The following is a 16,962-nucleotide window of genomic DNA, read 5'->3' on the forward strand; positions in this document are numbered from 1 at the left end:
CCACGGGTGCAATGTTGCCCCAAGTGAGGAAACGATGAGCCTTTATGATCAGATAAATGATGAAATTGTACTGATGGATGCTGGTGAACAGAAATGGATTGGCACAGACTTAGAGCTTGAAGCCATGGTTGCAGTAGAGTTGATGTTGCAAGATTTGCAAGAAGACAAAGTGATTAAGATTCGCCGTAAGAACCATGAAAAGCATACAGGTTTAAAGCAGGTAGATCGGATCTTGGTTGAAAAGCTATAAGCTGAATGGTTAAAAAGTCCGAATCTTCGGGCTTTTTATTTGCCTATCGTATTTATAAAACAGATAAGAAAACGTTCTTTCAAGACTCATCATGTTTAAAAAGAGCGCATAAAATACAGTGTTTTCAACACAAAAAGCTTTATTTCAGTTATAAAAATCCAGTGATCATTTAAAAAAGCCATTGAACGTGCAAATACAAATTAAAAATTTAACTGAAATTTCAAAAAGCCAATGGCAGCCGCTCTGGGAGCTGTATTTAGAATTTTATAAAAGTCAGGTGGCGGATGCAGTGACCGAGCGAACATGGCAAAGGTTACATGCTGCTGAGTGCGAACATATGTATGGCTTTGCAGCCGTAATTGAACATCAAGTGGTTGGGATCGTGCATGTCATAGAACATGAGAGCTGCTGGACATTGCAGCCTTATGCCTATTTGCAAGATTTATATACGCTTGAAGAATATCGCGGGCAGGGTATTGGCAAGGCGCTGATCGCGAAAGTGAAAGAATATTGTGATCAGCGGCAGTGTGACCGTGTGTATTGGCTTACGCATCAGGACAATGAAACTGCGCAAAAGCTGTATGATCAAATCGCGAGAAAAACCGGATTTATCCAATACCGCTGTCATTAACTCAATGTAAAAAGCTATTCCAAATCAACAGCAGCTTTTGCGCATCTCAGTATTAAGCTGAAACTTTAAAGTTTTTAGCTGAGTCAGCATCTTGCTGAATGATCCATTCTCCACCTACGCGGAATGATGATGCAGAGGCATAGGTATCTTCCATAAATTGGAAAAAGCTGATTAAACCGTTTTGAACTTTGGCTTTAATTGAAAAAGGCGAGGTGAAAGTATTTTTTGCATAGACTGAGGTGTAGGTGAATTGACCAAATACAGCTACAGTTTCATCTTCAGCGATCATATCGGTGATTTGAAAGTCGTCGATATTCCAGTAGGTCCCGACGTTGGCAAAGGTATAAATATAGATGGCTCTGCCTGTGCCAGACCCAGCCCACGGCTCAATTTGTTTCAGTTCTGGGTTGCTGAAGTTTAGGGAAACATACGCCGCATCTTCTGCAACCAACAGCTGAGTTGCATTTTCGACGAGTTCTTTTGAAGTATTCATAAGAAATGCCAAAACGACATCTTTGGGAGTTTTTTGTGTTTAAGGCTTTTTCAATAGCCAGCGATTGTTCTGTCATTTTTGGGTACTCAGATTTTTATGATGTCTAAAAATCTTAAGTGGATTTGTTTAGAAAACCTACGACTCAGATAGGTTGATGTTTCCTAAATTTAGGATAAATAACTCATGGATCAATTAAATTATTAATTATTTGAAATATATGGGAAATTTAATAATTGAGAGTGGTTGTAGATGCTGCTACAGATTTTACAAAACTATCGTTCTAAACATGCAACAAAACGTTTTATCTTTAAAGCTGTAATACGGCTAAAAACCTATAGACTTAATGGTATTCGAAAGTGAGATAAAAACATGAACTTTAAAGCATTAACAATCGGTTTGGCGGTAGCATCAGTTACAACAATTTCTATGGCAAAACCTGTTGCCTATCAAATTGATCCTACTCATACAGCAACAGTATTTACTTGGAATCATTTTGGTTTCTCAACGCCTTCTGCAAACTTTAGTGACATTCAAGGGACAATTAATGTCGATCATGCAAAACCTGCAAATTCGTCTGTGAACGTGACGATTCCATTATCAAGCTTAAATACCAATGTCAAAGCATTAGATGATCATTTAAAAACAGCTGATTTCTTTGATGCTGAAAAGTATCCAAATATCACGTTTAAAAGTACAAAAGTTCAAGCGATCAGCAAAACTAAATACAAAATCACGGGTGATTTAACAGTTAAAAATGTGACTAAACCAGTGGTATTGGACGCTGTATTGAACAAGCAAGCCGTTCACCCAATGACTAAGGCGGAAACGATTGGTTTCAATGCAACGACTTCTTTTGATCGTTCAGCATTTGGTGTCGGTGCATATGTACCGAATGTAGGCGACAAAATTACGGTAAATATTACGACTGAAGCGGCTGTGTCTACAGCAAAGGCAGCAGCGAAATAAGATTTAGCTCCCTCAGCTAAGTTAGGAAAGCACCCATTTGGGTGCTTTTTTATGTTTGGCAGATATTTAATTGGTGCTTGATCAATCGCGATTGATCAGTAACAGGCAGCCAAAACTGATAAAAATTCCACCGGTAATTGCGTCAATTTTTTTACTAAATTTTTGATAGTAAAGGGTCATTTTAGGCGCTGAGAATAAGACCGCAACCAATGCAAACCAAATCAAACTTTCAATAAAGACTAAAGCCAATAAAGAGCTTTGATCAAAAATACTGACCTTTGCACTGATCCCAATAGAAAATACACTACTGAAATAAACCAATGCTTTAGGATTGGCCATATTGGTCAAGAAACCTTGGAATAACAGCGTCAAAGGCGATTTTTTCTGTACTGCTTGCTCGGTTGGCTTTGTACGCGTACCTAGATCTTTACTCCACGCAGACTTTAATAACTGAGTGCCTAAATATAAAAGATATAGGCCACCCAAAATCATGAGGCATTGTTGTAACCAAGCCATTTTTTGAAATAGAAAATGTAAGCCACTTATTGCACAAATTGACCAAACTAAAATACTGAGTGATATACCTAATGCGGCAAATAATGCATGTGATCTGGATTGTCGAATAGCACTTTGAGTGACAAAAAAGAAGTCTGGGCCTGGGCTGATGAGAGCAAAAAAGTGGATGAGCGCAATGCTGAGTAAGGGAGTCATTCTAATGGCTTATACGTTTTGAAGTGCAACCGTTATAAGCCATTTAGCTTTAAATTAATAGCTGTTTTAAAGCTCAAGCTGTTGTAAAAATTGTTGCAAAATAAGGGGAGCAACACGTTCTAAATGAGGTGCTTGTTGTTGGCTTTCCATGCGCAAATTTGGGATGTTAATTTGTGCTTTATGCAGTTCACATGTATGCCCAATTAGCCATTTTTCCATGGCCTGTGTTTCTGCTTCAATATGAAACTGTAGGGCTAAAATATTGGGCCCATAGCTAAACGCTTGATTCGGGTATATTGTCGAGCTAGCTAGCAGCTGTGCATTTACAGGTAAATCAAAGGTATCACCATGCCAATGCAGTACAGGCACTTGATCTAATGGCGCTAAAATATTGTGAGTAATGGCATCTAGCTCTAGGTAGCTCCAACCGATTTCTTTGCTATGACCTGGATAAACTTTCGCTCCCAATGCGTGTGCAATTAGTTGAGCACCTAAGCAAATGCCTAAAGTCGGTAAATTACTCTTTAAACGTACTTTAAGTAAGTCTATTTCTTTTTGTAGGAAAGGGTAGTCATTAGTTTCATAAACTCCGATCGGGCCGCCCAAAATGATGGTAAGCCCTGTATGTTGCATAGCTTTACTGAGGTCATCGACACCAGCTTCGAAGTATCTCACCCGATAACCCAGTTGATAAAATACATCTTCCAATGAACCCAAATCTTCAAATGCAAGGTGTTGAATGACGTAAATGGTTTCGTTTAATGCAGTACTCATAGGGATTTTTCAGGATTAAAATTTCAAAATAGAATGTAGCTTGAATTGTCGGAGATTAAAAAGGAAAACTGTAAATTTTTCACAATTGCGAAAAGAGATAAATATAGAAGTTGGCTGAAGCATATTGTTTTTTTCTTTGAATGATTAGGTTCGATCGTTGAACTTAGCATTTAAAACCTTTGTATTGTGAATTAGGGGATTCCCGAAAGGCTTTATTGGTAAAATTTATGAGAAAAAGTGCATGAAATTTTGATAAAGCTTTGGTTTAGTATAAAAAAAAGATGAAAAACCAATGGAAAAGCGTTTAGAGATGCGTATGATGAAATCTTCGACAAACAACAGTTCATTTTTCTTTTAATATCATCACATAATTAGATAACTGATTTTAAAAGTAAAAAAATATAAGCCAGGGAACTTGTATGCAGTCAAAACATAATCGAGATGCCAGTCTCTTGCATGCGATACATAAAATTTTATTGAAGGAATGGGATCCTTTAGGGATTCGCCGTATTCCTGCTTTACGTGATGAATATGATGATTATTTGCCCAATATTTTTAAATTAATTCAAGAGGATTCAAGTGAATCAGAAATTTTTGAATATTTATGGTGGGTTGAGCAAAAGGTCTTAGAGAAAAAAGGGCAGAAGGAACATACCCTAAAAATTGCGAAAATGTTGAAGGCAATTGAGCGCTAGTTTGCGGTCGTGTACGCATAAAAAACCGATTCGTTGTTCGTATCGGTTTTTTATTTTAAATCTCTTAGAAGTCTCTTAGAAACGGTTTAGAATTTCTTTTCTAAGGTAAACATAAAGCTTGGAATTGCTTCATTGATACGAGATTGGTATAGCGCGCCAGAACTTTGTTCTTTTAACGCTTCTTTATAATCTGAGCTGAGAATATTACGTGCATTCACCGATGCAGACCAATTTTGATCAAAGCGTTTAGTAAAACTCACATCCATATTGACGCGTTCATTGCTGGTGCGATTGTACGGTTCGTTACTCAGCGCACGTGTATATTCAGGGGTATAATTGAGGTTCACACTTGTTGCAATACGCCACGGTTGATAATTATAAGATAAACCAGCACTTGCGGTATAAGGTGCAACATCGCTTGCCAAACGGTCAGAGCCGTCAGTTTCTTCAATTTTTGCACGTACAGTTGAAAGCTGAGCATTCAACATAAATGAATGACCATTCTCCGTTTGCTTCAGTGCATAACGTCCAGCAATTTCCACACCATAGGTGGTTGCACTGTCTTGGTTATAAGGACGTTCGACAAAACGGCAATCGGTATTTCCTGTTTCACAACGACCGCCTGTAGCATTTTCTGACAGGATCGATTTTTCAATATAGTCATTAATTTCTCGATAATAGGCAGTGATATTTACACCGCCAGCAGGGGTGTTATAGCCTAAGGTTGTTTCGTAAGCATTAATAGTTTCAGGTCTTAGGTCTGGATTACCACCACGATCAGGGTTGTTTAGTGTCCCTGCATCACTATCTGTAGAAACTGAAACAGTCGGCATCAATTGATTACTACGTGGGTTTTTAAAAGCCTGACTCAAATTGGTTTGGAGTGACCATTGGTCATTAAAGTCAAAACGGTGTGCTAATACAGGACTTAAATGCTGATCTTGATAATCAACTAAACCTGAACGATCAATCCACTCTTGGCGTACACCTAAAGTTAAGGTTTGGCGCGGCGTATATTTCCAACTACCTTCAACATAGGCAGCATACAATTGTTCATCTAAGGTCTCTGCAATATTGCTTTCAAGTTCATTACTACGTAGATCGGTACCAAATTTTATTTGGCGTTTTGAGTCGAACTTGCGCACACCGTCGTAGCCTAAGCCATATTCATTAATTTGTTCATCAATATACGATTGAGAATCTCTGAATTCGGTCAATTCCGTTTCATTTTGCTGTTCGATTGATAAGCGAATTTTGTCTGAATTTCCTTGGTCTTTACGCTCATATCGTGTATTGAGTCGAATGCTGTCATTTTTATCTTTTTGGACTTGGGTGCCACTTGTGCCTTCGCTTTCATTGTTGCGATAAAACATTTCAGCGACCAATTTTTGTTGATCATCAAGTTGATATTCAACACGTGGGGTTAACATTTGCGACGTACGATTGGTGATGCGTTTCTGGGTTTTCGTTCCTGTTGCATCTTGTGTACGGGTGAGGGTATCTGAATCATTCCACATTTGGCTCCCAGATAAACTATAGATCCAAGGGTCTGAACGACCATCCATTTGAAAGTTTAAATTGGTGCGTTCTTCTTCACGTGTATTTGATTTGGTTAGGCCATAACCAGCACGTACAGATCCACTCAAGCGCGTGCCATTCAATGGTTCTTTTAAAATAATATTGATGACTGCAGAAGAAGCAACCGAGCCTTGAGCAACGCTCGGTTGCTTGGTGATTTCAAGGCGTTCGATCATTTCCGGTGTAATGCTATCAACAACTGACATGCCACCACGAGGACCACCTTGTACAGGTTCACCATTGATTAAGAACACGGGTGCGCCACCACCACGAAAGCGCATGCCGCCAGCACCTGCACCACCACGAGGACCACCGCCAGCACCGGGCAGTTGAAACCCTGCAGCACGGCGCAGCGCATCATTGATGGACTGATCGCCAAATTTCAACATTTCATCACGGCTTATAATAGTTTTTGCGACAGCACTGATATCTGGGTCTTTAGGCTTAGTGCTTGCTGTTGGAACTTCAAATGTTAAAGCTTCCATTTGCTGAACTGCTGCAGATTCTTGCGTATTTTGAACAGTATCTGCGGCCCAAATTGATGTTGAGATCGTAAGTAATGCGTAACTTAAGCTGGTCAGTTTGAGTGTGGTGTGCGCGCCGTGCATTATTTGGTTGTCCAAATGTAATTTTGGCAAAGAATAACGGAAAATTATGGAGAAAAATTGAGGAAAATAGCCTAGATGAGCATTTCGTTAGATTATATTTTAACAGGTAGGCGAAAGGTTATATTGCAATAAGGAAAGCCTTAATCGTTGGGAAGAAATTAAGGCCTATAAACGCCGCTACAATATAATAAATCACTGATGTTACGCAGTAACATCAGGAGCGTACTTTGCTTCAAATAATAAAGATACGCGGTAATGTCATCCGCAGTTGTTTGAGACAGGGCGACTTCTAATCAAAAGTGTTTTTGCGATACGTTGAATAATTTGACGGTAATGAATGAGTTTTGTCAGTGAAGTCATTGCACCGCAAGATGCTTTCCTTGCGAAGCTTCGAATCTCATTTTGCCGAATGAGAAGCAACGTTTCGTAAGAGTACCTCCGGCTTAGGACTAATCCCTGTATTCAATCCTTAAATGTAAGACTCTGTCGAATAGACTTAAATATTATTTCAAAAATGCGAAATGACTTTTATGTGTATAACATGAGTAAATACATCTAAAAATAAGCCGCTGAAGAAAAATTTAGACATAAAAAAACCTCATCTTTCGATGAGGGTTTTTCGTATTCTGGAGCGGGAAAGGAGACTCGAACTCCCGACCCCAACCTTGGCAAGGTTATGCTCTACCAACTGAGCTATTCCCGCAATGAGGTGAATTATAGAGAATTTCACGCAACTGTCAACTCTCTATGCTTCTGTTTGCTTAATTAATCAGCGCGACGCCAAATAGTACCTTGACGTGTATCTTCCAGAACTACGCCCTGATCCAGTAAAGATTGACGAATGTCATCTGCTTTGGCAAATTCTTTAGCCTTTTTCGCATCTTTACGTTGTTGAATTAAATCTTCAATCTGTTCTTCTGATAAGCCTAATGCTTCCTGACCGATATCAGATTTCAGGAAATCATCTACATTGTGTTGCACCAAACCTAAAATATTGGTCAAGTGATGCAATGTCGAATAATACACAGCCGCTTGTTCAGCATTTTCATCTTTTACGGCACGGTTCAATTCTTTGTTGACTTCAAACAATACCGCAATTGCTTCTGCGGTGTTGAAATCATCACGCATAGCGGTATTAAAGCGCTCAACTAAAGCATCATCCAAAGTTTCTACGGTTTTTTCACCATAGACTTGCTGATAAGCTTTAAATGAATGATAGAAACGGGAAAGGGTATTTTTCGCTTCTTTTAAAGCAGTGTCAGAGAAGTTTACTGGGCTACGGTAATGTGATGACACAATAAAGAAGCGAATCACTTCAGGGTGGAATTTATCCATCACATCACGAATAGTGAAGAAGTTACCTAAAGACTTCGACATTTTTTCGCCATCGACATTAATAAAGCCGACATGCATCCAGTAATTAACATACTGTTCGCCAGTAGATGCCTCAGATTGCGCAATTTCATTTTCATGATGCGGGAAAGTTAAGTCTGAACCGCCACCATGAATATCAAAATGGTTACCTAAGCAGCAGGTCGACATCGCTGAACATTCAATATGCCAGCCCGGACGGCCATTGCCCCAAGGCGAAGCCCAAGAAGGTTCATTTTCTTTGGCATGTTTCCAAAGCACGAAGTCAAAAGGATGTTTCTTTTCTACTTCTACATCAACGCGTTCAGAAGCACCAGCCTGCATATCGTCAAGTTTACGACCCGAAAGACGACCATATTTGGCAAACTTTTCAACTTCAAAATAAACATCGCCATTTGCAGATGGATATGCTGTACCTTTGTTAACCAAGCTACCAATCATATTCTGCATTTGATCGATATAGTCTGTTGCACGTGGTGCTTCATCAGGTGCTGCACAACCTAAATTGGCAGCATCTTCGTTCATGGCCTTAATAAAACGGTCGGTTAAAGCAGTAATGCTTTCGCCATTTTCATTGGCACGGGCAATGATCTTATCGTCAATATCGGTAATGTTGCGAACGTATTTAACGCTCCAGCCCTGACTGCGCAGGAAACGGATAATATAGTCAAATGCAACCATAACTCGAGCATGACCAATATGACAGTAGTCATACACAGTCATTCCACAGACATACATGTCGATATGTCCTTCTTTACGAGGTACGAATTCTACTTTTTTACGTTGCTCTGAGTTATATAGAACAAAAGGTTGCATAGGTCTTCAAATTGTTTCTACCAAAAGATGGCTCATCTTAACCTAAGCATTTTTATTCATAAAGTTAAAACCCAAAAAAGCAGATATTTTTTAATGCTTGATGTCTTTGCGTTGCTAAAAATAGCGTAGAAGGTTAATTGGATTCGGTCTGAATCTCATTCAAGTGCTGAATTCAATTTATCTGTCCGTAAGATAAAAATGAAGAAATGCATCTTTTCTGCATAATTCATGAATTCTTATACATTTGGAAACGTGCTATTTGCATAGATATGATAAAATTGTGAAAATTTTTTATTTTGAAAGTGAGAGCGCACCTCTCACGGCTTAAGGTATAACAACTTTGAATCCACCAAATATGCCGAATCAAGTCGATTTTCAGAAAGTCGCATTAGAAACTTTGCGTATTGAAGAGCATGCTTTACAAGTATTAGCGACGCAAATAGATGATCGTTTTAGCCAAGCCTGCGAAATCATTTTACAGTGCAAAGGGCGTTTAGTGATTACTGGTATGGGCAAATCGGGTCATATCGGTCGTAAAATGGCCGCTACGTTTGCCTCGACAGGTACGCCATCTTTCTTCATGCATCCGGGTGAAGCTGGACATGGTGATTTGGGCATGTTGGTTAAAGGTGATGTGCTCATTGCAATTTCAAACTCAGGTAAGAGTGATGAAATTATGATGCTGATGCCATTGATCAAACATTTGGGCATTCCTCTAATTACCATGAGTGGCGACAATAAAGGCCCAATGCCACAAAATGCCGATGTCGCATTGACCTTGGGTAATATTCAAGAAGCATGCCCTTTGGGTCTAGCTCCGACATCAAGTACCACTGCAACATTAGCCTTAGGTGATGCCCTTGCAGTTGCATTATTGGATGCACGTGGCTTTACCTCAGATGATTTTGCACGCTCTCATCCTGCTGGAGCGTTGGGTAAGCGTTTGTTATTGCATGTAAAACATCTCATGCATACAGGTGAAGACTTACCCAAAGTGTCGCCAGAGACACCCATGAATAAAGTTCTGTATGAAATTTCAAATAAACGTTTGGGACTCACCACGATTGTCGATGAAAACGATACATTATTGGGTATCTTTACCGACGGTGACTTACGTCGTTTGATTGATAAACAGCAAGGCTTTGATGTGAATATGAAAGTCTCAGAAGTGATGATTAAAAATCCTTTGACCATTTCACAAGAAGAACGCGCGGTACATGCTTTAGAACGTATGAACGAAAAGAAAATTACACAATTTGTAGTTGTTGATGATGCCAATAAAGTGATTGGGATTATCAGCATGCATGACCTAATTCAGGCTGGGGTAAATTAAGAAAATGGCATCGTATGTATTGCTAGAACAAGCGCGTCACATAGAAGCACTGGTACTGGATGTAGATGGAATTTTAAGTGATGGATTTGTAACGTTGACCAATAGTGGCGATGAAATCAAATCTTTTGATATTCGTGATGGCTTAGGCATGAAGTTGGTGCAAAAAGCGGGTATCAAAGTCATCATTATTACTGGCCGTAAAAGTAATATTGTTGAAAAACGCATGTCTGACTTAGGTGTGGACTTGGTTTTTCAAGGTCGTGAAGATAAAGGCGTTGCCTTGACTGAAGCCTGCGCACAGTTTGGTATTGATCCTTCAGATTGCCTATATATGGGCGATGACTGGCCCGATCTTTCAGCCTTCGCTATTGCGGGGATGAAAGTGACCGTACCAAATGGACATTTAGAAGTACGTCGCCGTGCAGATCTTGTTACGCAGGCGATGGGTGGACGTGGTGCTGTTCGTGAAATCTGCGATATGCTTTTAGTTTCTAAAGGTGTATACCAGGAACTACTTGAAAAATATGCAAGTGCACCTTATTAATAAATTGATGCAGTCACTGGATTGAATCTCCGCTTATGGATACTAAAGTTTTATACGTGACAGCTGTGGTCATTGCTGCAGTAAGCGGTGGTTTTTACTATTTCGGTGGAAAGGGTAATAAGCTTCAGGCGGACTCTTCGAAAAGTATGACTTACTCAGCTGAAAACATTAACCTGACGCAGACTGATGAGCAGGGAAAATTGCATATTCGTGCGCAAGTCGATCGACTTGAGCAGGATTTGCAAAAGCAAACTTCTCATTTGGTGAATCTGAAAGCATCGACCTATCAGGATGGTGCTGTCGATGCCACGTTCTTTGCCAAACAAGCCAATGGTATGGATGATAACCAAAAAATCGTACTGAGTGACAATGTGGTTGCAACAAAATTGATGCGTGAAGGGCAAATGGAGTTTCGTACTGAGGAACTAACTGCTTTTCCAAAACAGCGTGAAATAGAAACGGACAAGACTGTAACGGTGATTTCACCACAAGCCGAATTTGTCAGCCAAGGTTTAAAAGCAAATTTAAACGACGGTCAATACGAATTTTTTAATATTCGAGGAAAGTATGAACCATAATTTTAATCGAAAAACTGCAAAAACTTTCCTAAAACGTACAGCGCTACTCGGTTCACTGGCGTTATGTTCAGTTGCAGCTTTTGCTTTGCCTTCAGACCGTAATCAACCAATTTCACTGGTTGCTGATCGTGCAACATTTAATGAAAAGACCGGGATTACGACGTATACCGGTAATGTCATCATTGAACAGGGTTCGATGAAGCTTCAGGCAAACTCAATCGTTGCGAACTTAAACAGCAAAAAAGAGATCAGTACGATTACAGCAACGGGTGGGCCAGCACATTTCCAACAAAAAACTGACCCTGCCAAAGGCTATGCAAAAGGCCAAGCTCAGAAAATCGTCTATAATGCTGAAACGGGTATTATCACCATGACGGGTGGTGCTTTGTTACAACAAGATGGTGCAAGTATTCGGGGTAATAGCCTGAAATACAGTATGAATAAAGGCGATATCGTTGCTGAAGGTACGCCAAATAAATCTGGATCTTCTTCAGGTCGTGTTCAAATCGTGATTCCACCGTCAAGCACTAAGTCCTTCCCAGGAGCACGTGATTAATGGAGCAAACCTCGCAAGTTCAAACTTTATGTATTAAACATTTAGCCAAAAACTATAGTAAACGTTGGGTGGTAAAGGATGTATCCTTTAGCATGCAAAGTGGTCAAATTGTGGGTTTACTTGGTCCAAATGGTGCAGGTAAAACCACAAGTTTCTATATGGTTGTTGGCCTAGTGCGTATGGATAAAGGTGAGATTCATTTAGATGATCTTGATTTGTCTGACTTGGCAATGCATGAGCGCGCACGTAAAGGTATTGGTTATCTACCTCAAGAAGCATCTATTTTTAGAAAATTAACCATTTCTGAAAATATCATGTCGATTTTAGAAACCCGTAAAGATCTGAATAAGCAACAACGTCAGCAACGTTTAACGGAATTGCTTGCCGACTTTAAAATCACTCATATTAAAGATTCTCTTGGTATGAGTGTGTCGGGTGGTGAGCGTCGTCGTGCGGAAATCGCGCGTGCGTTAGCGGCAGACCCTAAATTTATGTTGCTTGATGAACCTTTTGCAGGGGTTGATCCTATTTCAGTGGGGGATATCAAAGACATTATCCGAACATTGAAAGATCGTGGTATTGGTGTATTAATTACCGACCATAATGTGCGTGAAACTCTTGCGATTTGTGAGCATGCCTATATCGTGAGCGAAGGTTCAGTGATTGCAGAGGGTACTCCAGAAGAAGTCCTTGCGGATGAAACTGTACGTAAAGTTTATCTTGGTGATGATTTTACCGTTTAATTGAATAAAATAAGGAATTTCCCGTTGAATGGCGCTAGTTTCATTCAACGGGTTTATGTTATTGTCTGAAATGACAAAAACTGAGCGATTAATCTAAAAAATTAACAAGAATTCAGTATACTTTAAACTAAAAATACGACCTGCAAAAATCATGCGATTACGAAAGATGAATGGTCTTCAATCAAGCCTCCAGTATTGGGGGCTTTTTTGTGGATGTAAGTCTTTCAAAAAACGCTATAATATCCGTTGATAGAGGATCTAAAGACGTTATGCCATTTACACTCGCCGCACAGTTTGAATATGAAGAAGACATTAAAAAAAGTCGTTTTCAAGCCATCGCAGTTCCTGTGGAAAATGAACAAGCCGTTAAAGAATTTCTCGAAGCCAATAAAGATATCTCAACAACACATCAGTGTTGGGCATGGAAAATTGGACATACCGTACGTTTTAATGATGATGGTGAGCCTTCAGGCACAGCAGGTCGGCCCATTCTAGCAACCATAGAAGGGAATGACCTAACCAACGTGTTGGTCTTGGTTAATCGTTGGTATGGTGGAATTAAGCTCGGGACAGGGGGATTGGTACGTGCCTATGGTGGCTGTGCAGGTCAATGCCTGTTGCAGGCTGAAAAAATTGAACTTATTGAGAAGAAAAAAGTGCAATTTAGTTGTCAGTTTAATGAATGGGCAATTTTCCAATATGAACTCAATCAGCAGCAAATTGAATTTCAGGAAGACTATACAGCGCAGGGCGTAAATGTACTTACATCATTGCAAATTCATCAAATCCAACCGCTACAGTTAAAAATTCAGGATATAACTCGCGGACGTGAACAATTGCATATCATCGAGGCTGCTGAAGGTGAATGAAATAGATCCATTATTGAAATATCGAGAGCAACATAAGCATCGTCTGAATTATATGCCTTGGTTGTATTGGTCACTCAAACCTAAAAATCGTGGTTGGGCCGAAGCTTGGCAACAGGAATATCAAGACTATCTTAAGTCTATGGAAACCGTTGAAATTGGTGAAAATTGTTTTATATCGCCCTTGGCTCATATTTTTGCCGAACCGGGACGTAAGATTGTTATTGGAGATAACAGCTTTATTGCAGCAGATTGCACTTTGCATGGCCCAATAGAAATTGGCAATGAAGTGGCGATCAATCATCACTGTATTTTAGATGGTGGGCGCGTGGGCATAAAAATTCATGATCAAGTTCGTATGGCGGCATATTGCCATCTATATGCTTTCGATCATGGAATGGATGTCAATCAACCTATCTATCAGCAGGCTGTACGATCACAAGGGATTGAGATAGAGCATGATGTTTGGTTAGGGGCGCATGTTGGAATCAAGGATGGCATTCACATCGCTGAGCAGGCTGTGGTCGGCATGAACAGTATGGTGACGAAAAATGTCGAAGCGCGTGCAATCATTGCAGGAAATCCTGCAAAATTTATTCGATATCGTGAATAAATAATCGCCAAATACGTCATAAATCATTTTTATGCTTACACAAATGCATGCACAGTGAAACAGAGTTGTGATAAGTTAAAAATAACAAACAACATTTTATAGCCAAGCAATAATAAAACGAGGGCTAATCATGAAACGAGTTATCGCCTGTATCGACTCTTCTCCATGCATTAATGCACTAGCTGATGCTGCTGCTTGGGTTGCTAAACAAACTCACCGTGAGTTGGTTTTACTGCAAATACTTGATTACTATCCGGCAAGTTATCACTTAGGTGAAATTAGCGGCGTGATTGGGTTTGAAAGTAATGCCATGCTCTTAAAAGAACTCGCGGAGTTAGAACAAAAACAAAGTGATTTAGCGCTAGATTATAGTAATAACTTGCTCAAACACATTTCTGAAATGATCCAAGATAAGCATGGTATTCAAACCACCCATATTCAGGAAAAGGGTGACTTCTTAGAGCAAAGTTTTAATATTTTGCAAGATGACGATATTGTTTTAATTGGTCGCGTTGGTGAACGTTCAGCAGAGCGTAATAAGCCGCTGGGTAGTAATGTTGAAAACTTTATTCGTGGTGCAAGTTGTACAGTTATGACCGTAGGACCAACGTTTAAACCACCGACTCGCTTTATTTTTGCCTATGAATATTCGCCTAAATGCGTTGAGTTAATGAAGCGTGTGGCACAAAGTGATCTACTCAAACTCTTACAATGTCATTTGGTTTATGTTGGAGATCACCCACAAATCTTGGATGATCCAAAAAATTATTTAACCAATGCCGGTCTCGATGTGGTGACAGAATACCGTTATGGCGATGTTTCGGAAAATATTCTGGACTATCAACAAGAGCATGGTATTCAGTTAATCGTACTTGGCGCTTTTAGCCACAGTAAAATCCATCAGTTCTTCTTGGGCAGTATCACTACCAGTATTTTCAGAAATTCCAGTGTTCCATTGTTGGTTGTAAAATAAGTTGAGCAAACGAACAGAGTTGATTTAATAGACGGACAATTACGAGTAAATAAATAATAAGTTGTTGATTTAAAAATAATCAGAGTTATCCTCAAAAATTGTGGATAACTCTGTGTGTAGTGTTTGTAAGTAATTGTTTTTAAAATAAAATATTATATTGATTGTTTTTTATACCTTTATTCGAGGTGTTTTTTTAAACACCTCGATTGAGATTATTTAACGATTGCAATTGCAAAACCGTCATGACCTTTGCAACCAACAGTTTGAAGTGCTGTGCAAGATAAAATTTTCGTATGATTTTGCATGGCTTTGAACATATCACGGATACCTTCAATGCTTGGTTTGTGGTTTTCAGCATTTAGAATCTCACCTGCACGAATTACATTGTCTAAAACAATCACTGTACCTGAATGAGATAAATTTAAACTTAATTCTAAATATTCAGGGTAGCTCTGTTTGTCTGCATCGACAAAAATAAAGTCAAAAGGTTCGGTATCTTCAGGAAGGGCACGTAAAATATCTGCCGCACGACCACATTTCAGTTCTATCGTTTGTGCAAGCTTTGCATTATCAATATTTTCTTGACCGAGGGCAGCATGTGTATCACGACCTTCAATGGTCAGAATGTAACCATCTTCAGGTAAGGCACGTGCTAACCACATGGTGCTGTAGGCTGCAAAAGTTCCAAGTTCTAAAACACGTTTACACTTGTTCATTTGGATTAACATTTGTAGCAGCATGCCTTGATTGGCCGCTACAGCAAGATGATCTGGAAAGCCACGTTCATCTGTATGTTGAAGTGTTTGAGTCAGTATTGGATCTTCAGGAATTAAATGTGAATCGATGTAAGCATCAATGTCTGTCCACATTTGTTGCATGTTGTCGCACCTCGTGATTGATGCAAGCATTTTAAACCTTTCCACTAACATCGCAATTTATTGTTCTGTATTTGTATATTTTATGCACAAAAAAGACCTCCGAAGAGGTCTTGGTATGACAATGTAATGTTTTAGTAATTACACATTGATGAACGACTTGAGTGATCAGGCCCCCAAGTACGGTAGCCTTGAGTATCAATATGAATTTGTCCGCTGGCATATAGACCTAGGCCCATATTGAGGCTTTGCCCATGTTGTGACCAAAATTGGCATAAACGGAACTTGGTATTTTCAATATAACTATAGTCTTCGGGCTGTGGATACGCAGGTCCAATACGGAAATCAATCGCCGAGTTGTATAAGTGACGAGATGAACTTGCACCACCGGCACACTGGTTCAAAGGCAAATCACGATAAACCGATGTCACTTCAAAGTCCGTTAAGATATTGGCAGCTACTAAATATTTAAAGACACGTAAGGTTGCAATTTGGTTTTGCCATAATTCACGGTTAGGTACCATATATTCTGAGCGACCACATTTTTGCCAGTCACGTGCAGTACGCATCAACTCAAATGATGGAATGATATTGCCTACACCATTTTTCTCTAAAAAGACTTCATAGTCTCGAACGCGACGTAAATTATCGACAGACGCGACCCACGAATTGTAGGCATAAGGCACCACTTTAGGCGGGGCTTGTCTGATGGTCGTCACTTTTTCTTGAGGTATGTAAATACGTTTACCGTCGGGAGTTGTAATAGTGTGACCTTGTTTTTGTGGTGTAGTTGTACAACCAATGAAAACAAGAGGGAATATTGCAACGGACAATAATCCCTTGAGTAAATGCTTCATTATAGAAATCAATTATTTATAAACTCGTTCTATTTTAATCCAATTTGATTGAGAAAATTTGAATAATTTGCAATGAAATGTGTGCTTTAAGTATAAAAAAAGATCAGCATGTGCTGATCTTTTCATGAAAG

The 16,962-nt window shown here is 39.5% G+C and carries 19 protein-coding genes and 1 tRNA gene; 12 read left to right on the forward strand and 8 right to left on the reverse strand.

Going from position 1 to position 16,962, the window contains the following annotated elements:
* The first annotated feature begins 34 nt into the window (after positions 1-34).
* A complete protein-coding gene (locus FTU02_RS01570; protein WP_078188774.1) occupies positions 35-250 on the forward strand; it encodes a hypothetical protein in 216 nt (71 codons plus the stop codon).
* A 187-nt stretch (positions 251-437) separates the two neighbouring features.
* Positions 438-881 carry an N-acetyltransferase gene (locus tag FTU02_RS01575; protein WP_227591806.1) on the forward strand — a complete coding sequence of 148 codons (444 nt, stop codon included), beginning with the start codon at positions 438-440 and terminating at the stop codon, positions 879-881.
* Between the two features lie 52 nt (positions 882-933).
* On the opposite strand, the gene FTU02_RS16285 is transcribed toward FTU02_RS01575, so the two are convergent.
* Positions 934-1,374 carry a hypothetical protein gene (locus tag FTU02_RS16285; protein WP_257223249.1) on the reverse strand — a complete coding sequence of 147 codons (441 nt, stop codon included), beginning with the start codon at positions 1,372-1,374 and terminating at the stop codon, positions 934-936.
* Between the two features lie 369 nt (positions 1,375-1,743).
* On the opposite strand from FTU02_RS16285, the gene FTU02_RS01585 reads away from it, so the two are divergent.
* Positions 1,744-2,340 (forward strand): YceI family protein, encoded by a 597-nt coding sequence (locus FTU02_RS01585; RefSeq protein WP_180003836.1) that lies wholly within the window; start codon positions 1,744-1,746, stop codon positions 2,338-2,340.
* A gap of 81 nt (positions 2,341-2,421) precedes the next feature.
* Here FTU02_RS01585 and FTU02_RS01590 read toward each other — a convergent pair whose 3' ends face one another.
* Entirely contained in the window at positions 2,422-3,051 is a 630-nt protein-coding gene (locus FTU02_RS01590; protein ID WP_180027052.1) for a LysE family transporter, read from the reverse strand.
* 66 nt (positions 3,052-3,117) lie between these two features.
* Positions 3,118-3,825 (reverse strand): glutamine amidotransferase, encoded by a 708-nt coding sequence (locus tag FTU02_RS01595; RefSeq protein WP_180155452.1) that lies wholly within the window; start codon positions 3,823-3,825, stop codon positions 3,118-3,120.
* 419 nt (positions 3,826-4,244) lie between these two features.
* On the opposite strand from FTU02_RS01595, the gene FTU02_RS01600 reads away from it, so the two are divergent.
* Positions 4,245-4,520: a hypothetical protein gene (locus FTU02_RS01600; protein ID WP_078193570.1), complete on the forward strand. Its 276-nt coding sequence runs from the start codon at positions 4,245-4,247 to the stop codon at positions 4,518-4,520.
* An 86-nt stretch (positions 4,521-4,606) separates the two neighbouring features.
* On the opposite strand, the gene FTU02_RS01605 is transcribed toward FTU02_RS01600, so the two are convergent.
* From FTU02_RS01605 to cysS, 3 genes are all read right to left on the reverse strand, one after another.
* Complete coding sequence (locus FTU02_RS01605) at positions 4,607-6,706, reverse strand: TonB-dependent siderophore receptor (RefSeq protein ID WP_180155454.1); 2,100 nt, start codon at positions 6,704-6,706, stop codon at positions 4,607-4,609.
* A gap of 627 nt (positions 6,707-7,333) precedes the next feature.
* Positions 7,334-7,409: transfer RNA gene (locus tag FTU02_RS01610), tRNA-Gly, on the reverse strand.
* A gap of 62 nt (positions 7,410-7,471) precedes the next feature.
* Complete coding sequence (cysS, locus tag FTU02_RS01615; protein WP_180155456.1) at positions 7,472-8,893, reverse strand: cysteine--tRNA ligase; 1,422 nt, start codon at positions 8,891-8,893, stop codon at positions 7,472-7,474.
* A gap of 355 nt (positions 8,894-9,248) precedes the next feature.
* Here cysS and FTU02_RS01620 point away from each other — a divergent pair, with 355 nt between their 5' ends.
* The 8 genes from FTU02_RS01620 to FTU02_RS01655 all read left to right on the forward strand — a co-directional run bounded on the left by FTU02_RS01620 (position 9,249) and on the right by FTU02_RS01655 (position 15,099).
* On the forward strand, positions 9,249-10,226 hold the full coding sequence (locus FTU02_RS01620; RefSeq protein WP_168377848.1) for an SIS domain-containing protein: 978 nt from the start codon (positions 9,249-9,251) through the stop codon (positions 10,224-10,226).
* A 4-nt stretch (positions 10,227-10,230) separates the two neighbouring features.
* A complete protein-coding gene (locus tag FTU02_RS01625) occupies positions 10,231-10,770 on the forward strand; it encodes an HAD family hydrolase (RefSeq protein ID WP_078188762.1) in 540 nt (179 codons plus the stop codon).
* A 35-nt stretch (positions 10,771-10,805) separates the two neighbouring features.
* Positions 10,806-11,348: an LPS export ABC transporter periplasmic protein LptC gene (gene lptC, locus FTU02_RS01630; protein ID WP_180007749.1), complete on the forward strand. Its 543-nt coding sequence runs from the start codon at positions 10,806-10,808 to the stop codon at positions 11,346-11,348.
* A complete protein-coding gene (lptA, locus tag FTU02_RS01635; protein WP_111883783.1) occupies positions 11,338-11,904 on the forward strand; it encodes a lipopolysaccharide transport periplasmic protein LptA in 567 nt (188 codons plus the stop codon). Before lptC ends, lptA begins: the two co-directional genes overlap by 11 nt.
* Complete coding sequence (gene lptB / locus FTU02_RS01640) at positions 11,904-12,647, forward strand: LPS export ABC transporter ATP-binding protein (RefSeq protein ID WP_078188759.1); 744 nt, start codon at positions 11,904-11,906, stop codon at positions 12,645-12,647. Before lptA ends, lptB begins: the two co-directional genes overlap by 1 nt.
* Before the next feature lie 269 nt (positions 12,648-12,916).
* Positions 12,917-13,516: a YigZ family protein gene (locus FTU02_RS01645; RefSeq protein ID WP_180048898.1), complete on the forward strand. Its 600-nt coding sequence runs from the start codon at positions 12,917-12,919 to the stop codon at positions 13,514-13,516.
* A complete protein-coding gene (locus FTU02_RS01650; protein WP_180102636.1) occupies positions 13,509-14,126 on the forward strand; it encodes a DapH/DapD/GlmU-related protein in 618 nt (205 codons plus the stop codon). The genes FTU02_RS01645 and FTU02_RS01650 overlap by 8 nt, the downstream gene beginning before the upstream one ends.
* A 130-nt stretch (positions 14,127-14,256) precedes the next feature.
* Positions 14,257-15,099, forward strand: coding sequence for a universal stress protein (locus FTU02_RS01655; protein ID WP_078193559.1), 843 nt, complete (start codon positions 14,257-14,259; stop codon positions 15,097-15,099).
* Between the two features lie 212 nt (positions 15,100-15,311).
* Here the strand turns inward: FTU02_RS01655 and FTU02_RS01660 are convergent, their stop codons facing one another.
* Together FTU02_RS01660 and FTU02_RS01665 are read right to left on the reverse strand one after the other, a co-directional pair.
* Positions 15,312-15,977 (reverse strand): O-methyltransferase, encoded by a 666-nt coding sequence (locus FTU02_RS01660; RefSeq protein WP_180155458.1) that lies wholly within the window; start codon positions 15,975-15,977, stop codon positions 15,312-15,314.
* A 131-nt stretch (positions 15,978-16,108) separates the two neighbouring features.
* The gene (locus tag FTU02_RS01665; RefSeq protein ID WP_078188751.1) at positions 16,109-16,831 is read right to left on the reverse strand and encodes a D-Ala-D-Ala carboxypeptidase family metallohydrolase; all 723 of its coding nucleotides are present in this window, start codon (positions 16,829-16,831) and stop codon (positions 16,109-16,111) included.
* Positions 16,832-16,962: the final 131 nt, after the last annotated feature.

Origin of the sequence: Acinetobacter sp. YH12045 (assembly GCF_013419925.1) — a bacterium.
Classification (GTDB): domain Bacteria; phylum Pseudomonadota; class Gammaproteobacteria; order Pseudomonadales; family Moraxellaceae; genus Acinetobacter; species Acinetobacter amyesii.